23 protein-coding genes, 1 rRNA gene, 1 pseudogene and 3 other annotated features are annotated in these 24,969 nt (G+C 42.3%); of the genes and pseudogenes, 13 read left to right on the plus strand and 12 right to left on the minus strand.

Annotated features, from left to right (window positions below; all coding sequences use genetic code 11):
- Window positions 1–17: 17 nt before the first annotated feature.
- On the minus strand, window positions 18–653 hold the full coding sequence (locus tag F973_RS12425; RefSeq protein ID WP_004762103.1) for a hypothetical protein: 636 nt from the start codon (window positions 651–653) through the stop codon (window positions 18–20).
- Between the two features lie 261 nt (window positions 654–914).
- Between F973_RS12425 and rplM the strand changes: the two genes are divergently transcribed.
- From rplM to F973_RS12470, 9 genes are all read left to right on the plus strand, one after another.
- The gene (rplM, locus tag F973_RS12430; RefSeq protein WP_004675486.1) at window positions 915–1,343 is read left to right on the plus strand and encodes a 50S ribosomal protein L13; all 429 of its coding nucleotides are present in this window, start codon (window positions 915–917) and stop codon (window positions 1,341–1,343) included.
- A 12-nt stretch (window positions 1,344–1,355) separates the two neighbouring features.
- Window positions 1,356–1,742 (plus strand): 30S ribosomal protein S9, encoded by a 387-nt coding sequence (gene rpsI, locus F973_RS12435; RefSeq protein ID WP_004675485.1) that lies wholly within the window; start codon window positions 1,356–1,358, stop codon window positions 1,740–1,742.
- Window positions 1,743–1,874: 132 nt separating this feature from the next.
- Window positions 1,875–2,531 carry a glutathione S-transferase N-terminal domain-containing protein gene (locus F973_RS12440; RefSeq protein WP_004762105.1) on the plus strand — a complete coding sequence of 219 codons (657 nt, stop codon included), beginning with the start codon at window positions 1,875–1,877 and terminating at the stop codon, window positions 2,529–2,531.
- Between the two features lie 14 nt (window positions 2,532–2,545).
- Window positions 2,546–2,971 (plus strand): ClpXP protease specificity-enhancing factor, encoded by a 426-nt coding sequence (locus F973_RS12445; RefSeq protein ID WP_004675483.1) that lies wholly within the window; start codon window positions 2,546–2,548, stop codon window positions 2,969–2,971.
- Between the two features lie 15 nt (window positions 2,972–2,986).
- Complete coding sequence (locus F973_RS12450) at window positions 2,987–3,646, plus strand: hypothetical protein (RefSeq protein ID WP_004683195.1); 660 nt, start codon at window positions 2,987–2,989, stop codon at window positions 3,644–3,646.
- A gap of 385 nt (window positions 3,647–4,031) precedes the next feature.
- Window positions 4,032–4,391 carry a roadblock/LC7 domain-containing protein gene (locus F973_RS12455; RefSeq protein WP_004762106.1) on the plus strand — a complete coding sequence of 120 codons (360 nt, stop codon included), beginning with the start codon at window positions 4,032–4,034 and terminating at the stop codon, window positions 4,389–4,391.
- Between the two features lie 167 nt (window positions 4,392–4,558).
- Window positions 4,559–5,536 (plus strand): hypothetical protein, encoded by a 978-nt coding sequence (locus F973_RS12460; RefSeq protein WP_004762109.1) that lies wholly within the window; start codon window positions 4,559–4,561, stop codon window positions 5,534–5,536.
- An 8-nt stretch (window positions 5,537–5,544) separates the two neighbouring features.
- Window positions 5,545–6,087: a GTP-binding protein gene (locus tag F973_RS12465; RefSeq protein ID WP_004762110.1), complete on the plus strand. Its 543-nt coding sequence runs from the start codon at window positions 5,545–5,547 to the stop codon at window positions 6,085–6,087.
- 22 nt (window positions 6,088–6,109) lie between these two features.
- Window positions 6,110–6,529, plus strand: coding sequence for a roadblock/LC7 domain-containing protein (locus F973_RS12470; RefSeq protein ID WP_004762112.1), 420 nt, complete (start codon window positions 6,110–6,112; stop codon window positions 6,527–6,529).
- 108 nt (window positions 6,530–6,637) lie between these two features.
- Here F973_RS12470 and F973_RS12475 read toward each other — a convergent pair whose 3' ends face one another.
- The 6 genes from F973_RS12475 to F973_RS12500 form a co-directional block, all read right to left on the minus strand.
- Window positions 6,638–8,584: an acetyl/propionyl/methylcrotonyl-CoA carboxylase subunit alpha gene (locus F973_RS12475; RefSeq protein WP_004762113.1), complete on the minus strand. Its 1,947-nt coding sequence runs from the start codon at window positions 8,582–8,584 to the stop codon at window positions 6,638–6,640.
- Between the two features lie 109 nt (window positions 8,585–8,693).
- A complete protein-coding gene (locus F973_RS12480) occupies window positions 8,694–9,524 on the minus strand; it encodes an enoyl-CoA hydratase/isomerase family protein (RefSeq protein ID WP_004762115.1) in 831 nt (276 codons plus the stop codon).
- A 354-nt stretch (window positions 9,525–9,878) separates the two neighbouring features.
- Window positions 9,879–11,039, minus strand: a complete 1,161-nt coding sequence (locus F973_RS12485; protein ID WP_004762118.1) for an acyl-CoA dehydrogenase family protein — start codon at window positions 11,037–11,039, stop codon at window positions 9,879–9,881.
- A 43-nt stretch (window positions 11,040–11,082) separates the two neighbouring features.
- Window positions 11,083–12,696, minus strand: a complete 1,614-nt coding sequence (locus F973_RS12490) for an acyl-CoA carboxylase subunit beta (protein WP_004762119.1) — start codon at window positions 12,694–12,696, stop codon at window positions 11,083–11,085.
- 3 nt (window positions 12,697–12,699) lie between these two features.
- Window positions 12,700–13,620, minus strand: a complete 921-nt coding sequence (locus F973_RS12495) for an SDR family oxidoreductase (protein ID WP_004762121.1) — start codon at window positions 13,618–13,620, stop codon at window positions 12,700–12,702.
- 18 nt (window positions 13,621–13,638) lie between these two features.
- A complete protein-coding gene (locus F973_RS12500) occupies window positions 13,639–15,444 on the minus strand; it encodes an acyclic terpene utilization AtuA family protein (RefSeq protein WP_004762123.1) in 1,806 nt (601 codons plus the stop codon).
- Between the two features lie 195 nt (window positions 15,445–15,639).
- On the opposite strand from F973_RS12500, the gene F973_RS12505 reads away from it, so the two are divergent.
- The 4 genes from F973_RS12505 to F973_RS12520 all read left to right on the plus strand — a co-directional run bounded on the left by F973_RS12505 (window position 15,640) and on the right by F973_RS12520 (window position 18,301).
- Window positions 15,640–16,239: a TetR/AcrR family transcriptional regulator gene (locus F973_RS12505; protein ID WP_004762124.1), complete on the plus strand. Its 600-nt coding sequence runs from the start codon at window positions 15,640–15,642 to the stop codon at window positions 16,237–16,239.
- Window positions 16,240–16,274: 35 nt separating this feature from the next.
- Window positions 16,275–16,679, plus strand: coding sequence for a YbbD-related protein (locus tag F973_RS12510; protein WP_004762126.1), 405 nt, complete (start codon window positions 16,275–16,277; stop codon window positions 16,677–16,679).
- A 249-nt stretch (window positions 16,680–16,928) separates the two neighbouring features.
- Window positions 16,929–17,546 carry a DUF6915 family protein gene (locus F973_RS12515; protein WP_004762127.1) on the plus strand — a complete coding sequence of 206 codons (618 nt, stop codon included), beginning with the start codon at window positions 16,929–16,931 and terminating at the stop codon, window positions 17,544–17,546.
- 17 nt (window positions 17,547–17,563) lie between these two features.
- Entirely contained in the window at window positions 17,564–18,301 is a 738-nt protein-coding gene (locus F973_RS12520; RefSeq protein ID WP_004762128.1) for a hypothetical protein, read from the plus strand.
- Between the two features lie 62 nt (window positions 18,302–18,363).
- On the opposite strand, the gene F973_RS12525 is transcribed toward F973_RS12520, so the two are convergent.
- From F973_RS12525 to rrf, 5 genes and pseudogenes are all read right to left on the minus strand, one after another.
- Window positions 18,364–19,533, minus strand: a complete 1,170-nt coding sequence (locus F973_RS12525) for an acyl-CoA dehydrogenase family protein (RefSeq protein ID WP_004762130.1) — start codon at window positions 19,531–19,533, stop codon at window positions 18,364–18,366.
- A gap of 95 nt (window positions 19,534–19,628) precedes the next feature.
- Window positions 19,629–20,792, minus strand: coding sequence for an acyl-CoA dehydrogenase family protein (locus F973_RS12530; protein ID WP_004762131.1), 1,164 nt, complete (start codon window positions 20,790–20,792; stop codon window positions 19,629–19,631).
- Between the two features lie 169 nt (window positions 20,793–20,961).
- Window positions 20,962–21,063 (minus strand): annotated as a pseudogene (locus tag F973_RS15130) (DUF4256 domain-containing protein); the annotation flags it as partial.
- Between the two features lie 305 nt (window positions 21,064–21,368).
- Window positions 21,369–22,528 (minus strand): IS3 family transposase gene (locus tag F973_RS12535; RefSeq protein WP_155756471.1). Its coding sequence is split into 2 segments (ribosomal slippage): window positions 21,369–22,294 and window positions 22,294–22,528, totalling 1,161 coding nucleotides; the frame shifts between segments, so codons are not numbered across the junction.
- Between the two features lie 240 nt (window positions 22,529–22,768).
- Window positions 22,769–22,883: ribosomal RNA gene (gene rrf, locus F973_RS12545) — 5S ribosomal RNA — on the minus strand.
- Between the two features lie 208 nt (window positions 22,884–23,091).
- Window positions 23,092–23,964, minus strand: a sequence feature (23S ribosomal RNA rRNA prediction is too short).
- Between the two features lies 1 nt (window position 23,965).
- Window positions 23,966–24,722: a sequence feature (23S ribosomal RNA rRNA prediction is too short), on the minus strand.
- A 111-nt stretch (window positions 24,723–24,833) separates the two neighbouring features.
- Window positions 24,834–24,969, minus strand: a sequence feature (23S ribosomal RNA rRNA prediction is too short).

A 24,969-nucleotide genomic window follows, 5' to 3' on the forward strand; every position in this document is an offset into this window, starting at 1 on the left:
CACACTCAGTATGGCGATTACTTCTCAGGATTACCACTTAATGTTCGAGGTAGGTTTTCAGGCACCAAATTTGATGGAACAGCATCCACCGTACGTGTCCACGGATTGACCTTGATTTGTACTTTTTTCTCTGGTTGTACAGCCGCCACAACTGGCTCTTCCTTTTTCGCTTTTTCTACACTTCCCACAACTGTACTCGCTGCTCTTTCTGCAATTGCAGTCCTTCCCTGTTTTTCAGGGTTAATTAACTGATGTTGTGTGGTGACAGGTTCTTTTTTCTCAATGATTGGCTGGGTTGGCACCACAGCACTTGCTGGGCGCGTATAAGGCTCAGCAATGACTCCCTGTTTATAAATCGTTTGCGAATTGGGATTGGTTGCCACAGGTGAACTGGCTGGATTGACCATATCCACAGGAATCTCAATCGGTTTCATTTCTGCGGTTACCGCCATCGCTGGATCAACATGATCATTACCACGGCTTTCCAAAACTTCCAGCTTGCGTTCTGTCCCTTCTTTAGGTTTAAATTCAGAATAATTGGTCACACTGCTCTGGTCCACCCACTTATATAGTCGCCGTGCGTTTGCTTGTGTAGAGCAAACGCCAATTAGCAGGCTGACTACAGCAATTTTTGTGGCAAACGACAGTTTCATAAAAGGTTCCCAAGAGAGCTAGATACTTCTATTTATTTCAATTAATTGATATAAAAATGATAGGGTAAATCCCATACTGTCACAAGGGAAATAATGTAGTCTGAAATTCATGACGCCATAGTTACAAAATCAGTCACTTTACAGCAAAATATGGCATCCTCATCGAATTGTTCTTGTACACTTTTTCAAATTCATATAGAATTCGGTCTCCTTTTGTTTGGGTGATTCCTTGCCCAAACCAACTATAATAGGTAGTGGTTAATGAAAACTCTCAGCGCTAAGCCAGCTGAAGTTCAACACGACTGGTACGTTGTTGATGCTTCTGGCAAAACTTTAGGTCGTCTTGCGACTGAAATCGCCCGTCGTTTACGCGGTAAACACAAAACTTCTTATACCCCTCACGTTGACACTGGCGATTACATCGTCGTAATCAATGCTGAACAAGTTCAGGTGACTGGTAACAAATCACTTGATAAGAAATACTATCGCCACACTGGTTTCCCTGGGGGTATTCGTGAAACTAATTTTGAAAAATTAGTTGCACACAAACCAGAAGAAATCTTCCAACGTGCTGTAAAAGGTATGTTGCCAAAAGGTCCTCTTGGTTACGCGATGATCAAGAAGATGAAAGTGTACGCTGGTAGCGAGCATCCTCATACTGCTCAACAGCCACAAGTTTTGGACATCTAAGGGATACAGCACATGGCTACTAATTATGGTACAGGTCGCCGTAAGACCGCAACTGCACGTGTTTTCTTATCTGCTGGTACAGGCAAACTCGTAATCAACAATCGTACTTTAGAGCAATATTTCGGTCGTGAAACTGCTCGTATGGTTGTGCGTCAGCCTTTAGAGCTTTTGGAAGCAACTGAAAAATATGACCTTTACATCACTGTTAAGGGTGGTGGTATCGGTGGTCAAGCTGGCGCAATCCGTCACGGTATTACCCGTGCGTTGATCGCTGCTGACGAAACTTTAAAACCTGCTCTTCGTCAAGCTGGTTTCGTTACTCGTGATGCTCGTGAAGTTGAACGTAAGAAACTTGGTTTACGTAAAGCACGTAAACGTCCTCAATTCTCTAAACGTTAATCATTTATTGAGTTGGACAAAAAACCTCGGATTTTTCCGAGGTTTTTTATTTCTGGGCACTTTAGTGTCACAAAGATGCTTTTCCAGCATTTTTTTAGTATGCTAATCCGTTTATATCTCTAGCTTTGTGATATGTCATCGGTTGAAAATACGCCTGTTCAAGGTATTACGCTTTATAGTCATGCAGATGATTTCCGTTCACACTGGATTCGTTTTTTACTTGCTGAAAAACAGATCAAGTATCAGCTCATCATTACCGACCATGAAGATGAAGACTTAGCCGACCTGAATCCATACAACCAGTTGCCAATGCTCATTGAGCAAAATCTAAAACTCTTCTCGGCAAACGTGATTGCAGAATATCTTGATGACCGTTATCGCCAGAATAAGCTCTATGCCGATGCACCAATGGCGCGGGCTGAGCAGCGCCAATATATCTGGCGTTTTGAACAGGACTGGTTTCAACTGGCTGACCACATGCTCCGTCACGCAGACACACTCAATCCCACACAAAAACAAAAGGCACAGAAAGAATTGAGAGATACCCTGATCTCACTGACCCCTTTATTTCAGCATTTTCCATTTTTCATGTCTGAAAATTTCTCTATTCTGGATTGTATGCTTGCACCCATTTTCCTGCGTTTAAAAAGCATGGGGATAGAACTTCCTCCACAACACTGCCGTCCAATTTTGCTGTATTGCCAGCGCATCTTTAGCCGATCATCTTTTATTAAATCAATGACAGCCCAAGAAAAAAACAGCTACAATGACTTCATTTCTACGATTTAATAAGTTTTTTAATTATGTCTGAGCAAATAACCATTACCCCAACACGTCCCTATCTTGCCCGCGCCATTTATGAATGGATTTGTGACAACCAGTTGACCCCCTACTTATTGGTTGATGCCACACAACCTCATACCGATGTTCCAGTACAGTTCGTAAAAGATGGACAAATTGTTCTGAACCTTGCCCCACATGCAATCCATGCTCTGCACATGAGTAACGAAGCCATTACGTTCTCGGCACGTTTTGGTGGAGTAGCAAAAGAAATTTATGTGCCTGTTCGGGCGATGCTGGGAATTTACGCCAAAGAAAATGGACAGGGTTTATTTTTCGACCCAGCTGAATATGCGGACATTGAAGATACACATGTTGCCCAGGCGAGTGAAACAAAAAAAGAAGCAGAACCAAGTAAAAAGAAACCTTCTCTTAGAATTTTAGATTAAACGAGGAAATAGACGATGGCATTCGACTTAGTTCAATACTTTTCCGAACAAATTAAGCTTCAAAAACCACAGCTTTTTAGCCAGTATTCTCCCAAAGAAAAGCAATTTTATATTCATGAAGTCAATGTGCTGACACTAGGACAACTGATTAGCATTTGGAGACAAGACCCAAAAAAACTTTATCATGAAATCAAGGCTGCCGACCCGCTTTATATTCAGGAAATTGCCCGACACCTCACTACCTCCAAACATAATAAATCTGCACTTAGCCCAGCCGAGCTAGAGCCCAGTATCTCAGAGGTATTGAGTCTACAGTTTACTGAACTCAATCAACTTGACCAGACAGGAAGCTTTGGACAAACAGGACTCACAGAGCTTTTGCTTGGACAAATCGAGCACTTGTCTGGACAGGCAGAAGACTGGGTTTGGTCAACTAACCAGCTCACCGAACTGAAAGGCTCCAAACCTGTTGAGCAGCAAGATATTTCACTGGAAACCACCATGCAGGAGTTCAATCAAATGGTTCATCAGGCACAACCTAGCATCCATCACACTGAAGAAATTGAGGTTGAACAGCCAGATGTTCCAGCCTGGTCCTATCTACTTTCCCCAGTCATTGCATTGGTCATTTTACTATTCATGTATTATTCTTACAGTCAATTACTTGCACATTAATTAAACAATAATTGATAAAGAAAGTTTAAAAACTTTCTTTATCATACACTTATAATAAATTTAAATTTCATAAAATATGTTTTAATACAGTTTAACAAGAAATATATTTACATTTATTTACAATCAAAAGCAGCATTATATTTTCAATATTTATATGAATAAAATCACATTAAAGCTCAATTTCAACCCTTATTCGGTGTTTTGACCTGTTTATTTGAGAAAAATTGTCAATTATTAGCATTCCTGTGATTGCAATAATTTCAAAGTATTATTGATTTCATAAAAGAGTTTCCTATAAATAAGGTTATCTACTTTTGAAAACTCATCAAAAACAAAAGTAGAGAATATAAATTCATAAACAAGATGTATTAGTAGAGATAAAATCATGGCTAAAATTTCATTAGAAAGCTTGACAGATATTGATGGTTTCGTTGCCGCGGCTTTGGTAGATACAGAAAGCGGTTTGGCGCTGGCAACTCAAGGTGGGGGCACACTTGATTTAGAATTGGCAGCTGCGGGTAACACTGAGGTTGTTCGAGCAAAACGCCGTGTTACTAACTCACTGAAATTGAATGATGATATTGAAGATATTCTCATCACCCTTGGTAAGGCATATCACTTGATCCGCCCTCTGGAAAGCAATGGCAACCTGTTCCTTTATCTGGTATTGGACCGCACTAAATCTAATCTGGCAATGGCTCGACATGAGTTAAAAACATTTGAAAAAGAGTTAGACTTTGCTTAATTGGCAATTACACAATGATTTAATATAATTAGACTTCTTGTATATATTTTCATCTTCTTTATTTATAATAAGAAGATAAATATATATACAAGCGGTCTATTATTAGTCTCTATTATAAAGACTAGTTTTGTGCAGTCCAATATTTTATAAATTATTAAAGTGATACTATGAATGGACATTGCATTAATATCGCGATTTCGGGTATAAGTTTAAAAGTTTCAGATGAATTAAAAATAGAACTTAGAAAAACAATACCTCATGAATTTGGCATTAACTGGATTAACATTGCCCATCCAAATATCGACTTACTACTCATAAATGAAAATTTTTTTGATACTGAAGGCATTCAACGTATTTTAGAACAAAAACAACTTCCCTGCTTAAAGGTTTCCAAAGGGCAAGGAACTTGTAATATAGAAGAACACAATACAATTTACTTACCCTTTCAACAGACCGATGCCTTGAAAAAATGGATTCATCTTCGTCTTTTAAGTTATCTATCCAATCAGGCCAGTCAGGAATCACAGCAGACTAAAATAAAGACTGGTTCACAACATAATGCCGTCAGCCAAAAGTTTCTGGCCAACATGCTGAATCCAGAAAATGCCCGACTTCATCTTTTTGATGATCATGGCACTCTGGCAATTATTGACACACGTAGCCAGATTGCCTGGCTAGAGCCAACACGAACCCAGACCCAGACCAATCACAGTTTTAACTATGAGTTTGCGACCACTTCAGATTTCACCAAAGTGTCTCGCAGGGTCGAATATAATTTACAGGACTGGTTATGGAACCTGTTTTGGCATTCACTGGAATTTCAGCGTTTAGCACCAGAGGAAAGTGAATACTATAAACTTGAGTATTGGCCTCAGCCAACACAAAATAATTATCGAAAAATTACACTGCAACTTTCAGCCTGCTTTATACAAGGAGCTCAACTTTCCCAAGTCGCCACACAATTAAAACTTCCCATTCAAACGGTTCAACAGTTTATTGCTGCCTGCATTGTTTCCAACAACGGCGGCATTATCCCTGCTTCAGAAAGCCATTATTTACAAACTGAAACTGCTGTACAACCCGCTGAACAGCAAGGTCTTCTGAATAAATTTTTCGGCAAAATCAGACGCCGCTTTGGACTTTAAGGAACAATATGATTCTTCAACAATATAAAATTGTGTTTGCAGGAAGCATGGGTGCAGGTAAAACAGAAGCGATTAAGTCCCTTTCTGAAATTCCAGTCCTTGCCACCGAAGCACTCAATACAGATAGTCAGGCCCATAATAAGATGCAAACGACAGTTGGTATTGATTATGGTGAAATTACATTAGATGATGGGGTAAAGATTGGTTTATATGGAACACCTGGACAATCACGCTTTGACTTTATCTGGCCTGTTATTTGTCAGGGTGCTTTAGGTGTTATTCTATTAGTCGACCATAACAGCAAGGTTCCCCTTGAAGAACTTGAGGGCTATCTTGACACGTTTAAGGACTATACCAAGAATATTTCGATTGGTATTACGCATGTGGATGAAAACAAGGAACATACTACCTCTATTTATCGGGAGTGGCTGATACAGAACGACTATCAATATCCCCTGTTTTTTATTGATGCCCGTAAACAGGAGCATGTGTTGCTCATGATTGAATCACTGATTGCAGCATTAGAAGTCAATTTAAAAGCAACAAATTAATCGCTTTATAAAGAGAAGAATTATGTTCAGTATCCCGAGTCAACAACGTACGGCGCCCAAAGAACTCATTCAAATGGCGAAAGGCCAGGCCAATGATATTTTAATGAACATTCGGGGTATTGATTACATCATGCTCTGTTCAACAGATGGATTTGAACTGGCTTCCGTTTATAAGAAGAATCCTTATAACAGTACCAAGCTTGCTGCTGTCAGCAGTTCCATTCTGGCAATGGTCAGTGCGTTCCTGAATGAAATCCAGTTGACTGGATGTCAAAGCATCACCCTCGATGCGGAGAATGGCAAGGCAATCCTGACCTCTATCCCTGCACCACATCATCCGATGGTCATGGTGACGCTGAGTAATAAGGATGTTCTACTCGGACAGTTGCTTTATAGTTTAAAACAGGCCAGTGCCGCGATTGTTGCCGCTGATCAAGCTTAATCCTTAACTTATTGATTAATCCGAAAGGAAATTCAACAAACTCATTGGTCTCAGTTGAAAAGCTATTAAAAAGCTAGGCGTGGAACCTAGCTTTTTAATTTATACGCTTTATGTAATCGTGACATTTAACAGTAATTGTCGTTTTTTCACCTGCTGTCCCACCTGACCGATCAGTTCATCAACCACACCATCCACATCAGACTTAATCTGTTGTTGAATCTTCATGGCCTCCAAGACCAGCAAGGTTTGGCCTTTGCTTACGGTGTCACCCACATTAACCAACAGATTCACAATCGCTCCATCCATTGGTGCACGGATTTTACCATCGCCCACCACCTCAGCAGCCTCTGGAGCCGCATAAGTGGTATTTTCAATGACAAGATTGCCATTGCCCGCATCTAAATAAAGCTGATTCTGATCAAGCACATAATCTAGTTTACGGCGCACACCATTCACATTGTAAATAATCTGATCATCACTAATTTCAACCACATCCACCGTGCTTTGCTGGTCGCATAGTTCCACTTTCACTTGCTGGTGATTGGTTTGGACATGCAGCAGTAATTGCTGGTCTGCATATTTCAGCTTGAGTGGGAACGGGATTGAAACACCTGTTTGCCAAGAAACTTTTGACTGATTGTGCTGGGTAAACAACGCCGCAGCTACCGCCAATGTTTCAATATTCAGGCTTTGCTGATGCAGGCTAACATCATCCTGAAAATGCTGCTGGATAAATGCGGTATTGGTATCACCCGCCACAATAATCGGATGACGCAGTAAATTCACCAAAAACTGTTTATTGCTGTTTACACCCAGCAACACACAATCATCAACTGCTCTTGCCAGTAAGCGAATGGCATCCTGACGGGTTTTACCATAGGCAATCACCTTGGCAACCATTGGGTCATAGAATGGGCTAATTTCACCCTGTTCCAGCATGCCATGATCAATACGCACATTCGGCAACGCAGCAGGCTGCCAACGCAACACTTTTCCTGTCTGTGGCAAGAAGTCCTGACGTGGGTCTTCCGCATATAAACGCACTTCAATCGCATGGCCATTTAGGGTCAATTCATGTTGCTGTAATGGCAAAGTTTCGCCATTGGCCACACGCAGTTGCCATTCCACCAAATCCAGCCCTGTAATCATTTCTGTGACAGGATGCTCCACCTGCAAACGGGTATTCATTTCAAGGAAATAAAACTCACCCGATTGGTCTAGTAAAAACTCAACCGTTCCCGCACCGACATAATCACAGGCTTTAGCGGCAGCAACAGCAGCCTCGCCCATTTTCTGGCGTAGTTCTGGGGTCATGACTGGGCACGGAGCTTCTTCCACCACTTTTTGGTGACGGCGTTGAATCGAGCAATCGCGTTCAAATAGATACACATAATTGCCATGGGTATCACCAAATACCTGTATCTCCACATGGCGCGGTGCAATCACTGCTTTTTCAATGATCAACTCACCTGAACCAAAGGCATTTTCTGCTTCTGAACGCGCAGTCTTTAAGGCTTCCAACAAATCAGCCGACTGGTGTACCAAACGCATACCACGTCCACCACCACCTGCCGAAGCTTTGACCATTAAAGGGAAACCAATTTTCTCTGCCTGTTCAGCCAAGTAGTCAATATCTTGCTGATCACCCTCATAGCCAGGAACACACGGCACACCTGCCTGAATCATGGCAATCTTGGATAAACGTTTGCTCCCCATCAATTCAATTGCAGGTGCAGTCGGCCCAATAAAGCTAATGTTGTGGTCAATACATGCCTGTGCAAAATCAGTGTTTTCAGACAGGAAACCATAGCCAGGATGTACCGCATCGGCACCTGTCTTTTGACAGGCTGCAATAATGTTGGCAATCGACAGATAGGATTCTGAAACTTTAGACGCTCCGATATACACTGCTTCATCTGCAACCTGAACATGGCGTGCATTGGCATCGGCATCTGAATATACGGCAACGGTCTGATAGCCCATTGCTTTCGCTGTTTGCATCACCCGAACGGCAATCTCACCACGGTTTGCCACTAAAACTTTTGTAAAAGCCATTTTTATTCTCTCTCAAAGCATCATTTCGCCTTGCTGATTACTCTTGCGCAGTGGCAAAGCAGTGCTTTGCTGATCACTCTTGCGCAGTGGCAAAGCAATGCTTTGCTGATCACTGCTCATCCATTGCCCAAGTTGGCAAACGTTTTTGAATAAAGGCCATCGTGCCTTCCTGACCTTCTGCCCCACCAACCGCTTGGGCAAACTGCTGTGCAGCATCATCAAGCAAAGTGTCTAAAGACTCATTTAAGGTCCGATGTAATAAGGCTTTGGTGGTACGGGATGCCAACGGCGCAGCACGTTTAATCTGTTGGATGGTCTCAGCAAGTTTTTGTTCAAGCTCTGCCTCATCCGAAGCCACTTCATGCACTACACTAAGCTTTAACGCGGTTTCACCATTAAAACGTAAGCCCAACAGTGCCAAACGACGCGCTTGGGTCAGTCCAATTCGTTTCACCACAAAAGGAGCAATTTGTGCGGGTAACACACCCAAACCTGTTTCAGGTAAACCAAACTGGGCGTTATCACGACTAATCGCTACATCAGAAACACAAGCCAAGCCAAAACCACCACCTAATACCGCACCCTCTAAAATCGCCACAACAGTTTGCGGTGCTTGATCCACCTGTTCAATCATGGCACCAAAACGGCGGTTAAAATCAATATAGGGTTGTAGGCTACCAGCATTGGCAGCTTCAACACGTAAGCCTGCCATATCCTTAATGTCTCCACCTGCACAGAAATGCCCGCCTTTTCCACGCAGGATCACGGCACGAATCGAGGTATCTTCGGCAATATGAGCAAAGATCTGCTGAATGGCATTGACCATGTTTAGACTCATGGCATTACGGCTTTCAGGTCGGTTCAGCCATAGCGTTAAAATACCGCCTTGTTGTTCAAGCTGGATGCTGTCATCCACTTGTAAAGTATCCAGACTACTCATTTTATTCCTAATTTTTCATTCTTAATCAAAGGTTAGCTATACAGGATCAACATCATACGCAACCAGATGATCACGCGGCAGCATGACCTGAATCAAAGATCCTTGCCCAATATATGAGATTGTTATAGCCCAGATGACCATGACCTCAGCCCCTCACATCAACCCAGCCATACTTCACAATATATCTCCACTTTACAAACCAAGCAAGTGCTTGGTTTGTAAAGTAAGCATTATCACGCGTGATTAGCTTTGGCGGTACGCACCACAGCGTCTATATCAATCTCATCAACTTGATGATGTTTTTATAAAGATTTTAAAACTATTGTTATAGGTAAAATATAACTTAACCCTAGATCACCCTTTCTGCTTCTTCGGCAGAATATCCATCAACTTACAGATAATTCCTAACATGATCTCATCCGCACCACCGCCAATCGAACCAAGGCGACCATCACGGTAGAGCTGAGACGCTGGGTTTTCCCACATAAAGCCATTGCCACCCCAATATTGTAAGCAGCTATCCGCCACCTCACGGGTTAAACGTCCTGCCTTGAGTTTTGCCATCGAAGCCATCATGGTGACATTCTCCCCTGCGATATGCTGCTCACAGGCTTGATAAGTCAATGCTTTGAGGGCTTCAACTTCGGTCATCAACTCAGCAAAACGGAAATGCACATATTGGTTATTGATGAGTGGCTGTCCAAAAGTAGTACGATGCTTGGTGTAATCAATGGTTTGTTTAATCACATTTTCCAGACCACCGACTGCATTGGCACATGCCCACATGCGTTCTTCCTGAAACTGCATCATCTGCATCATAAAGCCCATACCCTCAGCACCCACCAGATTGCGTTGCGGCACACGGACATTATCAAAATAAACTTGAGCCGTTGTGGTGGAGCGCATTCCTAGCTTATTCAATGGTTCTGAAAAACTAATCCCTGCGGTTTTGGCTGGAACAATAATCATCGATTTATTGACATGCGGCTTGTCATCAGAGGTATTGGCAAGCAGGCAGAAGAAATCTGCTTGCAGTGAATTGGTAATCCACATTTTGCTGCCATTAATCACATAATCATGACCATCTTTTTTCGCTGTGGTTTTAACTGCGGCGACATCTGAACCTGCATGTACTTCTGAAACTGCAATTGATGCTACATATTCACCACGAATGGCAGGATTCAGAAACTCTTCTCTCAGTTCCTTGCTACCAAAACGGGCAAGGGCTGGTGTTGCCATATCGGTTTGCACACCAATCGCTAGAGGCACACCACCACATGCCGCACGCCCTAATTCTTCTGCCACCACAAGGTTATAAGAATAATCCAGACCTAAGCCGCCATTTTCTTCAGGTTTACATATACCCAGTAAGCCCAAGTCTGCCATTTTTTTAAATACATCGTGAATTGGGAAACGCCCTGCCTGTTCCCATTCTGGAATAAATGGATTGAGTTCATTTTCTACAAACTGACGTGCGGTACGGCGTAAAGCGTCATGCTCTGCGGTAAATTTCATGGTTTTGTCCTAAATATTTTTATTGCCTAAATTTTGTATTGAATTAGAAACGTGAAACGCCAAAACGAGTTGGATTTAGTTCACGTTGCTGTGCTTCATAAATGGTCTGTAATAAGAAGATCAATACTTTACGTGTGTCTCTAGGATCAATAATGCCATCGTCATGCAACATTGCAGTGTTGAACAATGCAGTTGATTGCTGTTCCAGTTTCATTGAGGTACTTTGTTCCAGAAAATCTAGCATCTGTAGATTCGGCTCCATGCCTGAAGCCTTCTGTTTCCCCTCAGCCACGATACGCAACACTTTTCCTGCCTGTGCTGAACCCATCACCGCCACATGTGAATTTGGCCAAGCAAAGATAAAGTTGGGCGATAAACTACGTCCACACATGGCGTAGTTACCTGCTCCATAAGAACCAGCAACAATGATCGAGATTTTGGGCACAGTCGCGTTGGCAACCGCTTGGATCAGCTTGGAACCATGCTTGATAATGCCGTTTTGTTCAGCATCCGTTCCGACCATAAAACCCGTGGTGTTATGCAAGAATAAAAGTGGTCGTTGGGTTTGTTCACACAGATGAATAAACTGCGCAGCCTTGACCGCCCCCTGCGGTGTGATTGGTCCATTATTGGTGATAATGCCGATATGTACCCCACCCATTTTTGCCCAACCACAAACGGTTAAAGCATCGTACTCCTGTTTAAATTCCAGAAAATCAGAATCATCAATAATCCGTGCCACCACTTCTTTCATATCAAAAGGTTGCTTTGGATCCTGTGGAATAATGCCTAACAGTTCTTCTGCTGAATAACGAGGTTCCTTGTAGTCTTGATCGAGACTTTTGGTTTGTTCTTTCCAGTTCAGATGCTCAAAAATTTCACGGGTAATACGAATGCCATCAGCATCATTTTCAGCCAGATATTCCGCCACGCCTGACACTTGGGTATGCATTTCTGCACCACCGAGTTCCTCAGCCGTTGCAACTTCACCTGTTGCTGCTAACAATAATGGTGGGCCAGCCAACAGCATTTCGGTTTGCTTACGGATGGCAATCACATAGTCAGATAGACCTGGTTGATATGCACCACCTGCGGTGGCATTACCATGCACCACCGAAATCTGTGGAATCCCTGCCGCAGACATTCGTGCTTGATTAGCAAAAGTCATACCACCATAAGTAAATACTTCGGCTGCATAGTTTAAATTTGCCCCACCACTTTCCGTTAAGGTCACAATCGGTAGTTTTTGTTCAAGTGCGATTTTCTGTAAACGTAAGGTTTTCTGTACACCCATCGGTGACATCGTACCGCCTTTGATTGCGCTATTACTGGCAGTAACCAACGCACGAACGCCACTGACAAAACCAATTCCCGCGATAATACCACCACCCGCTTCAGAGCCATCTTTATCATCATGCATGTTATAGCCAACGAGACCGCATAACTCCACAAAAGGTGAATCAGCATCGAGAAGTAAACGTACCCGTTCGTGTGGAAGAATTTTGCCTTTCTTATCAAATTTGGGTTTTGCTGCATAAGACTTATCAATACCTTTTTGCTGTACGGCACGCACTTCTGCAATTTGGCTTAATAAAGCATCTCGATTTTGTTGGTATTGTTCACTACCGACTGCAATTTCAGATTGAAGAATAGTCATAATTTAATCCTTGTTCGCATCTTGCGCTTGGGCAGAGTGTTGCTCTGCGTTTCCAATCTGATCTTTGAGTACATCAGGAATAAATGCTCGATGGAAGCCATTAAAAGACTGGCTATTGGTTGCATCTGCGAGCGGATACATCCGTGTTCCTTGTGAAGCAGCACCATCAACTCTTAATGTTACCCCTGAAACAAATGCAGCAGCATCAGACAGTAAGTAACAAATCGCTGAAGAAATCTCAGACTCAGTTCCCATACGTTTTAAAGGCACATTGCCAGCCAAACTTGGAATAATAAATTTGGCAAAGTCACCACTGTAGTTATCCATACCAGAAGAAATGATCCAGCCTGGTGCGACACAATTGACTCGAACACCTGAACGCCCCCATTCAACTGAAGCGGTTTTGGTCAGATTGTCCACGCCCGAACGTGCTGCACCAGAATGCCCCATTCCTGGCATACCGCCCCACATATCAGCAGCCATATTGACAATGCTACCGCCATGTTTTGCCATCCACTGGTTATAGGCTTCACGCATCAGGTAAAAAGTTGCATGCAGGTTATTACGTACTACAGCATCAAAGCCATTGGCAGAAATACTTTCAAGTGCAGATGGAAATTGCCCACCAGCGTTATTGACTAAACCATCGAGCTTGCCAAATTTTTCAATCACTTCAGCAATCATGTTTTTGACTTGTGCTTCATCACGGTTATCGCAGACGATGAAATGGGCTTTGCCACCATCTTCTAAAATTTCTTGGCTGACTTTTTCTAACTTTTCAATTTTGCGCCCTGTGATCACCACCTGAGCGCCCAAAGAAGCCAATTCGTGTGCGGTACAACGACCAATACCAGAACCTCCGCCTGTCACGACAATCACTTTGTCAGCAAATGCATCTGCCCTGAAAATTGATTGGTAACTCATGTGATTTACATCCTTTACTTATTTTTCTAACAGTTGTGCTGGTACTTTCACTGGCATATCCAATAATTGCTGTGCAAAAGCCTTACCTTGTGGATCAATACGCAAACTAGCAATCCCGCCGCCACCTAGTGCGTTTTCCAGCATAAAATTCATTGCATTCATGGCTGGTAATTCATAACGAATGACTTTTGATTTTTCAGCATCTAAAACATGCTGCATATATTCTGCAACGGCTTGCTCCGTCAGGGCTGCCCGAATCCAAGGTAGATATTCTGCTTTGCGGGCAATCACTCCGATATTACTGTGATTGCCTTTGTCGCCGCTGCGCGCATGTGCCACTTCAATTAACGGCACTTCAATTTCATCACCTTGATAGATTGCAACTTCACCCACTAGATGCAGGTTAATCTCTTGTGGAACTAAACCTGTTGGAATCTGTACTGCATGACGTTGTCCAGCAAAGTCCACCTCAACATTGATTTTATCTTTATCAATCAGGAAAGAGAACAATTTCACCACTGCCGATGCTTTAGGGCGACCACCAACAATCCCTGCCAATGCAGGCGCCATACCTGTGGAAGCTTGGGCGATTTCCGAAGCAAAAAACATACATGCTTCTTTAAACATATGTTTGACCGCAATTTTGACCACCACTTCACGGCTTTCTTGAATTCGAGAATGAGATCCATAGGTACTTTCAATGCCTAGGATTTCGACGGATTTTTCACTAAATGGTGGGACTGAACGCAGAGCCAAGACGCGTTCGCATTTATTCAAAATCGCATCAGCAATAGTTTTGGCTTTTTCAGGTGCTTCACGACCTGCAATCAAGAAACTGACGAGAACGCGATAACCATCGGCATAGGTTGCACTAACTTTATATTGCCCTGTTGGTGCATGACCTGTAGCTCCCATCACCTTAACCCGATCTTCACCCACCTGTTCTAAATGGACTTGGCTAAAGTCAGCAGTCACGTCAGGCAAGAGATAGGCTTGTGGATTACCAATTTCATAAACAATCTGCTCTGCTACAGTCGCAGTCGAAACCAATCCACCTGTACCTTGTGGCTTGGTCACGATAAAGGAAGCATCAGCATTTACTTCAACAATTGGAAAGCCCATATTGTCAAAGCCTTGCACCAAGCGCCAATCGGTAAAATTACCACCTGTACATTGAGCACCACATTCAATCACATGCCCTGCCAATGAACCCTGTGCGAGCTTGTCATAATCATCGAGTGACCATTTGTATTCATGTAATAAGGGTGCAAGCACAACCGCCGAATCGACCACACGCCCCGTAATCACAATATCCGCCCCCAAGTCCAGGGCATCACGAATCGCAACGGCTCCTAGATAGGCATTGCTACTGGCAACATGCGCAGGCAAAGCTTCACCATTAAACATTTCCTGAAAATTTTGTTTAAGTAATTCAGTATGTTTAGGCAGTACATCATCACCAAGTACCACTGCAACTTTTAAATCTAATCCTTTTTCATCAATTATTTTTTGTAAGGCATCACGACACGCTAAAGGATTAACACCCCCTGCATTACTAATGACTTTTATTTTTTTCTCTGCAATTTTTTTGATAAGCGGTGACATGACACGACTGACAAAATCCAGTGCATAGCCATGACTTGGGTCGGTCATCATCGCCTTGGCCATGATCGACATGGTAATTTCTGACAGATAATCAAAAACCAGATAATCAATATCACTCAGATGGACCAACTGAAATGCGGCTGTGTTGGTATCACCCCAAAACCCTGATGCACACCCAATTTTGACTACCCTCTGGTCATGCTGTTTGACGCTTGTCATGAGCTTTCTCATTGTTATTGCTAAAAACGCCTTAACATTACCAAGCAAGTGCTTGGTTTGTAAAGTGCATAATGATATGCTGTATTGGCAAAAATAGACAAACTCAGGCAAATGCTTGTTATAAAAAGATAAGACAATTCATGAAATGAATTTTGTTACAATGCTTACTAGATTTAATAGGATAGACAGACTGGCATGATCGCAACTTCAATTGAGCAAATACCTAAAATTGTATGTTTTGACGATAGTCCACGTGGACGCTTGCTGCTTGGTGCCGCCTATCTGTTTTATAAACAGGGTTATGATAAAACCACGGTTCGCCAACTCGGTGAGTTTATTGGTATTCAGTCAGGCAGTCTATTTCATCATTTTAAAAGTAAAGATGATATTCTCGCCACGGTAATGGAGCAAACCATTATCTATAACTTTGCCCGTTTAAAAGAGGCGGCTGAACGCTCCAATGATCCTGAACAACAATTACGCGACTTGATCAAGGCTGAACTGATTTCAATTACGGGCGATACAGGGGCAGCAATGGCTGTACTGGTACATGAATGGTTTGCCCTCTCTAAAGAGAAACAGGAATATCTGCTTAAAATGCGTAATGAATATGAGCAGATCTGGCTGGATGTGATTGAGAAATTACGTGCCCAAGGCAAGGTTAAGCATGATGCCTTTATCTGGCGACGTTTGGTTGGTGGTTCTATTTCTTGGTCGGTCACGTGGTATAACCCAGATGGTAAAGTCAAAGTGGATGAACTGACTGAAATGGTTTGGGAAATGGCACTAAAATAATGAATAATTTCCTCTTATATTTTTGAGCAAAATATATGCAACGAACATTTATAATCTTACTTTCCAGCCTAATACTCGGTTGTACAGATGATATCGTTACAACCAAATTTACAGATTTGCGGCATGCGAAAGTTGAACATGCTTTTGAACGCGGTTGGTTACCTCCAATTTTACCGCCCAGTACAAAAAATATTGTTGAAACAAATGATCTAGACTTGAATAAAGGTAACGGCTCTTTTACTTTTTCACCAACAGACCTAAAGTATTTTAGCGATCAAGGTGCAATTCCAATTAAAATAAGTACTGTAAATCATGGTACAAAAAAGGAAATGCAGGATCAGGGGTTTCAAATTTTCGTATATGCTAAAGATTCATCACTTTGGTATATAGCAGTTCATCCAGAAGGGAAAGGAAACTATTGGATTGAGTTAATAAGATAGTCTCCCAAATATAAATATCTGTAACCAGACTGTTTACTAATCAAGTCTTTGATAATTTCTTCAGCGCTGCCGCCACTTATATATTCAAACTATCAGCAATACATGGTTAAAATAATTCAGTTAAATGATGACTTTTACTTTAATAAAACAAACGACACAACTTAACGCCTAACCAATTTGCTCTATTCTCGTTCAAATTAAAAACTGCTATTCTGCTTAAACATCAAAAGATTACAAGAAATAGTAAAAATGAATCCAGTTCAACATGCCAATATTTCAGTGAAACGTCGTGGGGGCGAGCTTGAAGATTATATTGATATTCATGCGCTCATCGACAGCACCAAAATGCTTTGTACCGACAACCGCCATCGTATTTTGCATACCTTTTGGGGAGTTCAAGAGGTGATCATTCCGATTTTTGGACATCATTTTGAAAATAGTGCGGGTAAAAGTATCGAGGTCAAAGACCTGTGCGAAAAAGATCATTTACTGGTGGATTTCCACCATCGTTTTATTCCAACTATTGGCGATTTTGTTGCAGCCATGCAGGATATTCCCACAGATGGACTGGCTAAACGCCTCGAAAAATTCCACTCAGATGTGATTGATGACCCAAAGCTATCAGCAACACTACTCTCGCCATTATCAGTGACAGGACAACTAAAATCTTTACTGATCACTCACAATAGTTGGTTTATCAATACCATTCTTCCAATGATGGGAAAAAGCGAAGCTAAATTTATTGATTTTGATATTAGTCCAGACTTCTTTTTCAATCCAATGCGTTTTGAACTCTGGATGGACAATGGGATGACCTTCCCGCCAAGTGCAGCCAAATTGCAAGACTTAAAAATGAAAATCGCTTAATTTAAGGGGAAATAAAAATGAGTACTATCCAATACGTTATTCGTCAAAACGACTTTGCTTACAATGATGAATGGCATCTGACTAATTGTGTTTCAACTGGGGCGATCAAGCAGATTTATACAGATAAAGCTGAAGCAGAAAAGGCATACAAATCATTAGTCGTTGAAGGCTTATACTATGATGAACTATGTAACTATGATATTGGCAATGGTGAAGCAGATGATGAAATCTACGAAAAACTTGAAGCTTTAATTTTAGAAAAAACAGGAAAAACTTTTAATATAGATGATGGTGAAATTCCTAAATTGAATGAAGATGATGCTTTTGAATTTGCTAAAATCTCAGGTATTGTCTGGTACCAATTATTGGAAGTTGATGCATCACAACCTTGCTATGTACTCTGGATTAACTCTGAAGAAGACTATTTTAGTGGCTATGAAACTGGCAGCATCATTTCAAGTCAAGATGAAAACTTTGGTGATGTTTCTTGGGAGTCCAATATTTATGCGATGGACTATGAGTTTGAAGCTTTGATGGACAAACCCCTTGCAGAGTTAAGCGATAGTCCACTATTACTCAAACAGTTTATCGAACAAACTCCAGATATTCGTTACGATGCTGAAAAAGACAGTATCGAGGGTATTGCACTCGACAACATAAAATTTATTGATATCAAAGCACTAAATTCATTTCTAAAACAACCTATATTTGAAATCCGCCAGATTTCTTTAGAAGAATTGGCTGAACTCGAATAAATTTGAAAATAAAAAATAAAAAGTGCGGAAATTAACCGCACTTTTTATTTGTCATGGAGGTATTAATAGCCTAGCTGCTTACTGATTAGATCTTTCATAATTTCTTCAGCACCACCACCAATCATATTCACTTTGACTTCACGATAAATTCGTTCGGACTTCGTTCCACGCATAAAACCCATTCCACCCAAAGTTTGCACAGCAGCATCCGCACAAAATTGCATAGTACGAGTCGCTACATTTTTTGACATCGAAATTTGTGCAATGAGGTCTGCTCCCTGTAACTCTTTCTGTCCCATACGGTAGGCTGTATCTTCCAGCAATGCCCGCGTTGTGGTCAGTTGCGTTGCCATATCCACCAGTTTATGCCGAAGCACCTGATGGTCAATCAAACGCTTGCCAAAAGTCTGACGCTGTTTTGCCCAATCCAATGCCTCTTCATAACATACCAACGCATACCCATACGCCATTGCCGCCAACCAAAAACGCTCCATATTAAAGTTGTTCATAATCACTTTAAAACCTGCATTTTCTTCGCCTAATAAATGGCTAACAGGCACTTTGACATTGTCAAAATGTAAATGTGCGGTATCCGATGCCCACCAGCCCATTTTCTTTAACGGTGATTTGCTTATCCCATCACTATGGGCATCGACCAATAACATGGAAATGCCTTTTGCCCCTTTAGCATGAGGATCGGTTTTGACTGCAACGGTATAATAATCAGCCCGAATTCCTGAAGTGATAAAGGTTTTTTCACCATTCAGAATATAGTAATCACCCTCTCGAACGGCTTTGGTTTTAATGGCTGCCACATCAGAACCGCCACTTGGTTCAGTAATAGCCAAAGCCGAGATTTTTTCGCCAGCAATAATCTGAGGCATCACCTGATCCCGAATTCCAGGTTGAGCAAAATGATGAATCGGTGGTGTACCAATACTATGAATCATCAGGGAAATATGCACACCACCTGATGCCGCTTTTGCCATTTCAATCGCTGCCAACATCACATAGAAAGCATCAGCATCAGGAATGCCGCCATGTTCAGCATCAAAACCCAAGCCCAACAAACCGACACTTGCAGCCTTTTGATAAAGCTCTCGTGGGAACGTTTCAGCTTCATCCCATTCATTAACATAAGGTGAAATTTCTTTTTCTACAAAACGTTTGATGCTGCTTGCAAAAGCCCGATGTTCTGCTGTGTAATAAATCGGGTTGAATAAACCATCCATGCTCTTTTTCCTAAATTATTATTTAACTCATTGTTGTTGTATGAATCAGGCTTTAAACCAATCTTCTCATGATCTAAAGCCCTAAAAAATTTCGATTAATAACCCAGTTGGCGACTGGCAAGGTCTTTCATAATTTCCTCTGCACCCCCACCAATCATGTTCACTTTCACTTCACGATAAATTCGCTCAGATTTTGTACCCCTCATAAAGCCCATACCACCCAGTGTTTGTACTGCAGCATCGGCACAGAATTGCATGGTTTGTGTTGCCACATTTTTGAGCATACAAATTTGTGCAATCAGTTGATTGCCCTGTAATTCAGGCTTGGCCAAACGATAAGCTGTATCTTCCAACAGGGCATGGGTTGAGGTTAAACGTGTTGCCATATCCACCAGCTTATGTCGAACCACTTGATGATCAATCAAACGCTTACCAAAAGTCTGACGCTGTTTCGCCCAATCCAAGGCTTCCTCATAACAGACCAGTGCATAGCCATAACTACTTGCAGCAAGAAAAAAACGCTCCATGTTAAAATTGTTCATAATCACAAAGAAGCCCATATTTTCTGCACCAAGCAGGTTTCTGGCTGGCACACGCACGTTATCAAAATGCAAATGTGCTGTATCCGATGCCCACCATCCCATTTTATCCAGCTTGGATTTGGTGATGCCCTCACTATGCGCATCAATCAACAGCATAGAAATACCATTTGCCCCTTTGGCATTAGGATCGGTTCTCACTGCAACGGTATAATAGTCGGCGCGAATACCTGATGTAATAAAGGTCTTTTCACCACTGACAATATAATTGTCGCCATCCCGAACTGCTTTGGTTTTTAGGGCTGCCACATCAGAACCACCGCTGGGTTCAGTAATGGCCAATGCCGATATTTTTTCGCCTGACAAAATTTGTGGCAAGACCTCAGCTTTTAGCTCCTCTTGGGCAAAATGCTGAATTGGTGGTGTCCCAATAGTATGCGAAAGCAATGATGCAGCTAAACCACCTGATGCACACTTTGCCAATTCAACCGAAGCAAGCAAGATATAAAATGCATCCGTTCCTGCAATACCACCATAATTTTCATCAAAGCCAACACCGAGCAGACCAATATCTGCGGCCTTTTTATAAAGCTCTCGAGGAAAGGTTTGAGCTTCATCCCATTCATTGATAAAAGGGCTAATTTCTTTTTCAGTAAAGCGCCTAACACTCTCAGCAAAGGCTAAATGTTGCTCAGTATAATATAGGGGATTAAGTTGCATGCTTGCTTCCTGGCAATTATTGATCATTTTTTTCGAATATTTAATGAACACTAAGGTATCAAAACCACCAAAACCAAGCAAGCGCTTGGCAAAATTAAAAGTTAAAAAATATATTCAATTCATCCCACTGCTTTAATTTTTATAAGAAATTATTCCTACTCATCGAACTCTACATTTTTAATAAACTATGAACTCCTCTTGTAGAGTAATAAGATTGTGTTCCATTGTGATAGGTAAAAACTCGACCATACCGACTATCACAAAAAATAGATAATTTTAAAGTCATTTCATTCTGATCATAAATACAAAACGGACATTTGAGATATTGCATTTCCTTTCACGCCTATACTAGTTCCCAAATTCTCAGAGGAGATACATCAGTAGGTTTTGAAATACCATTCCTACGTAAAGCATTAGCGGCCCAACGCATATCATATTGCCATGGATAAAATAAATCTCCTGAGCTCCGTAGATCAGTCTCATGGAATAATCAAATATCTTTAGTCACCTGAACCAAGTAAGCACTACCATTATTTCTTTTCAGAGAATCAATAATCCAATTTTGTATATCTGATCCTAGACAGTATCGTGGACAACCAGCCCCTCTAAACTTTTAATATATTTCTGTTCAAAGGCTTCTGGACTTAACCAGCCGTTTGCAGAATGTCTTCTGATCCGATTGTAATAAATTTCAATATAGTCAAACAAGACAGCATTCGCTTCTTTTCGAGTCGAAAACACACTGCCATGTACCACATGACCTTTTAATGTATGAAAGAAGCTTTCAGTCACTGCATTATCCCAACAGTTTCCACGTCTAGACATACTCTGAGTACAATCATTTGTCAGTAACAGCGCTCTAAAATCACGACTACAGTACTGTGAACCTTGGTCTGAATGTACCATAACACCAGTTGGATAACCCTGACGAGCCATTGCATAGTTAAACGTATCACACACCAACTGGCGGTCTATTCGATGGCTGGTTTGCCACCCCACGATACGACGGCTAAATAAATCTAGCATCACACATAAATACAACCAACCTTCTTTAGTGCGGATATAGGTAATGTCTGTTGTCCAGCCTTTATTAGGCTGAGTAACTGTAAATTGGCGATCCAACAAGTTGGGTGCTGTAGGCAAACGATGGTTTGAATCAGTCGTATGCTTGTATTTACGTGCAATCCTGCTACGTAAACCAAGCTTTTTTAGCATCCTTCCAATAGTACGTTCGCTCATGTTGTAACCTAAATCATGCATGTCATGTACTAATGAAGGTGCACCCAATCGTGCATGATGATGCCAATATACGGCTTTTAAGTCATTATATTTCTGTGCCGTATTGGCTTGACATTTTCGCCAGGCATAATAGCCTGAAGTGCTGACACCTAGGTATTTACAGGCAGAAGATACGGTGACTTCATTCATATCTAGATCTTGAATTACCGTGTACTTTTCTTGGCATGATCTGTTAGAAAGTACACATGCGCTTTTTTTAAGATGTCATTGGCTTCCTTGAGCTGTTTGACTTCTTTCTCTAATTCCACGATCCGCTGTTGTTCTGGTGAAAGTTGACGTTTGCTTGAACCCACTGGATTGGCTTCACGAATCCATTTGTCTAAGGTTGAATAACCCACACCTAATTTCTGGACGATTGCAGCTATAGCTTCGTGGGAGTTTGAAAGTGCATAATCAATCGCTTGCTGTTTAAATTCGGGACTAAAACGTTTAGCCATTTCTTGAATCTCCAAAGATTAAAGTTACGTTATCTTTAGAGGGACGTGCTGTCCATTATTTTGGCTAGGATCAATCTAACTTAGTTGCCATTTGAATAATACTCTTGACTAGAAATTTTTCTATTCTAAATTTTATTGAGTACGAGTGATATTAAATTTTGCTAATTGCTATAGCTGTATTCTTATCCTATTAAGCAATAAAAAACCTCCCAACATTGGTTGGGAGGTTTAGTATTTAAAAGCTGGCGATGACTTACTCTCACATGGCAAACGCCACACTACCATCAGCGCGAAGAGGTTTCACTTCTGAGTTCGGGAAGGGATCAGGTGGTTCACTCTTGCTATTGTCGCCAGCAAACTGTTGTGGTGTTTTGGGGTCTTATTGATCATGTTGTGTTTTCACTTCATGTCTGCCTTACTTACGAACCAAAGAGTTATTAACGGATTAGATATTGAGTCTAACTTTGTGTTCAGCATTTTAACTAGTTTTCACACTAAATCAAGTTGTGTATTGAATTTATCTTGAATACAACAACTGTTTGGGTGTTGTATAGTCAAGCCTCACGAGCAATTAGTATTGGTCAGCTTCACACGTCACCGTGCTTCCACACCCAACCTATCAACGTCCTGGTCTCGAACGGCTCTTTAGGAGGCATAAAGCCTCGGGGAAATCTTATCTTGAGGTAGGCTTCCCGCTTAGATGCTTTCAGCGGTTATCCCTTCCGAACATAGCTACCCGGCGATGCGACTGGCGTCACAACCGGTACACCAGAGGTTCGTCCACTCTGGTCCTCTCGTACTAGGAGCAGATCCTCTCAAATTTCCAGCGCCCACGGTAGATAGGGACCGAACTGTCTCACGACGTTCTAAACCCAGCTCGCGTACCTCTTTAAATGGCGAACAGCCATACCCTTGGGACCTGCTTCAGCCCCAGGATGAGATGAGCCGACATCGAGGTGCCAAACACCGCCGTCGATATGAACTCTTGGGCGGTATCAGCCTGTTATCCCCAGAGTACCTTTTATCCGTTGAGCGATGGCCCTTCCATACAGAACCACCGGATCACTAAGACCTACTTTCGTACCTGCTCGACTTGTGGGTCTCGCAGTTAAGCGCGCTTTTGCCTTTATACTCTACGCGTGATTTCCGACCACGCTGAGCGCACCTTCGTACTCCTCCGTTACTCTTTAGGAGGAGACCGCCCCAGTCAAACTACCCACCAGACATGGTCCTCGTCCCGGATTACGGGGCAGAGTTAGAACCTCAACATTACCAGGGTGGTATTTCAAGGACGGCTCCATTGGAACTAGCGTTCCAACTTCAAAGCCTCCCACCTATCCTACACAAGTAAGGTCAAAGTTCAATGTCAAGCTGCAGTAAAGGTTCACGGGGTCTTTCCGTCTAGCCGCGGGTACACTGCATCTTCACAGCGATTTCGATTTCACTGAGCCTCTGCTGGAGACAGCGCCGCCATCATTATGCCATTCGTGCAGGTCGGAACTTACCCGACAAGGAATTTCGCTACCTTAGGACCGTTATAGTTACGGCCGCCGTTTACTGGGGCTTCGATCAAGAGCTTCGCTTACGCTAACCCCATCAATTAACCTTCCAGCACCGGGCAGGCATCACACCCTATACGTCCACTTTCGTGTTTGCAGAGTGCTATGTTTTTAATAAACAGTTGCAGCGGCCTGGTTTCTGCGGCTGCCAACCGCTCAGGGAGCAAGTCCCATCACCGTCAGCAGCGTACCTTCTCCCGAAGTTACGGTACCATTTTGCCTAGTTCCTTCAGCAGAGTTCTCTCAAGCGCTTTGGTCTACTCGACCTGACCACCTGTGTCGGTTTCGGGTACGATTCCTGTGTAACTGAAGCTTAGAGACTTTTCCTGGAAGCATGGTATCAGCCACTTCACTGTACAAGTACAGCTTGCTATCGACTCTCAGCATAGAGCACCCCGGATTTGCCTAAGATGCATGCCTACTGTCTTCCACCTGGACAACCAACGCCAGGCTGACTTAACCTTCTCCGTCCTCTCATCGCATTACACAGAAGTATTGGAATATTAACCAATTTCCCATCGACTACGCCTCTCGGCCTCGCCTTAGGGGTCGACTCACCCAGCCCCGATTAACGTTGGACTGGAACCCTTGGTCTTTCAGCGAACGGGTTTTTCACCCGTTTTGTCGTTACTCACGTCAGCATTCGCACTTCTGATACCTCCAGCATACTTCTCAATACACCTTCTTCGGCTTACAGAACGCTCCCCTACCACGTAACTTAAAAGTTACATCCGCAGCTTCGGCACATAGTTTTAGCCCCGTTACATCTTCCGCGCAGGCCGACTCGACTAGTGAGCTATTACGCTTTCTTTAAAGGGTGGCTGCTTCTAAGCCAACCTCCTAGCTGTCTATGCCTTCCCACATCGTTTCCCACTTAACTAT

It is taken from the genome of Acinetobacter sp. CIP 102129 (assembly GCF_000368305.1).
Lineage (GTDB): Bacteria > Pseudomonadota > Gammaproteobacteria > Pseudomonadales > Moraxellaceae > Acinetobacter > Acinetobacter parvus.

Coding starts and splice junctions, on each gene's coding strand:
- F973_RS12425 (WP_004762103.1), bottom strand. CDS start 653: ATGAAACTGTCGTTTGCCACAAAAATTGCTGTAGTCAGCCTGCTAATT.
- rplM (WP_004675486.1), top strand. CDS start 915: ATGAAAACTCTCAGCGCTAAGCCAGCTGAAGTTCAACACGACTGGTAC.
- rpsI (WP_004675485.1), top strand. CDS start 1,356: ATGGCTACTAATTATGGTACAGGTCGCCGTAAGACCGCAACTGCACGT.
- F973_RS12440 (WP_004762105.1), top strand. CDS start 1,875: ATGTCATCGGTTGAAAATACGCCTGTTCAAGGTATTACGCTTTATAGT.
- F973_RS12445 (WP_004675483.1), top strand. CDS start 2,546: ATGTCTGAGCAAATAACCATTACCCCAACACGTCCCTATCTTGCCCGC.
- F973_RS12450 (WP_004683195.1), top strand. CDS start 2,987: ATGGCATTCGACTTAGTTCAATACTTTTCCGAACAAATTAAGCTTCAA.
- F973_RS12455 (WP_004762106.1), top strand. CDS start 4,032: ATGGCTAAAATTTCATTAGAAAGCTTGACAGATATTGATGGTTTCGTT.
- F973_RS12460 (WP_004762109.1), top strand. CDS start 4,559: ATGAATGGACATTGCATTAATATCGCGATTTCGGGTATAAGTTTAAAA.
- F973_RS12465 (WP_004762110.1), top strand. CDS start 5,545: ATGATTCTTCAACAATATAAAATTGTGTTTGCAGGAAGCATGGGTGCA.
- F973_RS12470 (WP_004762112.1), top strand. CDS start 6,110: ATGTTCAGTATCCCGAGTCAACAACGTACGGCGCCCAAAGAACTCATT.
- F973_RS12475 (WP_004762113.1), bottom strand. CDS start 8,584: ATGGCTTTTACAAAAGTTTTAGTGGCAAACCGTGGTGAGATTGCCGTT.
- F973_RS12480 (WP_004762115.1), bottom strand. CDS start 9,524: ATGAGTAGTCTGGATACTTTACAAGTGGATGACAGCATCCAGCTTGAA.
- F973_RS12485 (WP_004762118.1), bottom strand. CDS start 11,039: ATGAAATTTACCGCAGAGCATGACGCTTTACGCCGTACCGCACGTCAG.
- F973_RS12490 (WP_004762119.1), bottom strand. CDS start 12,696: ATGACTATTCTTCAATCTGAAATTGCAGTCGGTAGTGAACAATACCAA.
- F973_RS12495 (WP_004762121.1), bottom strand. CDS start 13,620: ATGAGTTACCAATCAATTTTCAGGGCAGATGCATTTGCTGACAAAGTG.
- F973_RS12500 (WP_004762123.1), bottom strand. CDS start 15,444: ATGACAAGCGTCAAACAGCATGACCAGAGGGTAGTCAAAATTGGGTGT.
- F973_RS12505 (WP_004762124.1), top strand. CDS start 15,640: ATGATCGCAACTTCAATTGAGCAAATACCTAAAATTGTATGTTTTGAC.
- F973_RS12510 (WP_004762126.1), top strand. CDS start 16,275: ATGCAACGAACATTTATAATCTTACTTTCCAGCCTAATACTCGGTTGT.
- F973_RS12515 (WP_004762127.1), top strand. CDS start 16,929: ATGAATCCAGTTCAACATGCCAATATTTCAGTGAAACGTCGTGGGGGC.
- F973_RS12520 (WP_004762128.1), top strand. CDS start 17,564: ATGAGTACTATCCAATACGTTATTCGTCAAAACGACTTTGCTTACAAT.
- F973_RS12525 (WP_004762130.1), bottom strand. CDS start 19,533: ATGGATGGTTTATTCAACCCGATTTATTACACAGCAGAACATCGGGCT.
- F973_RS12530 (WP_004762131.1), bottom strand. CDS start 20,792: ATGCAACTTAATCCCCTATATTATACTGAGCAACATTTAGCCTTTGCT.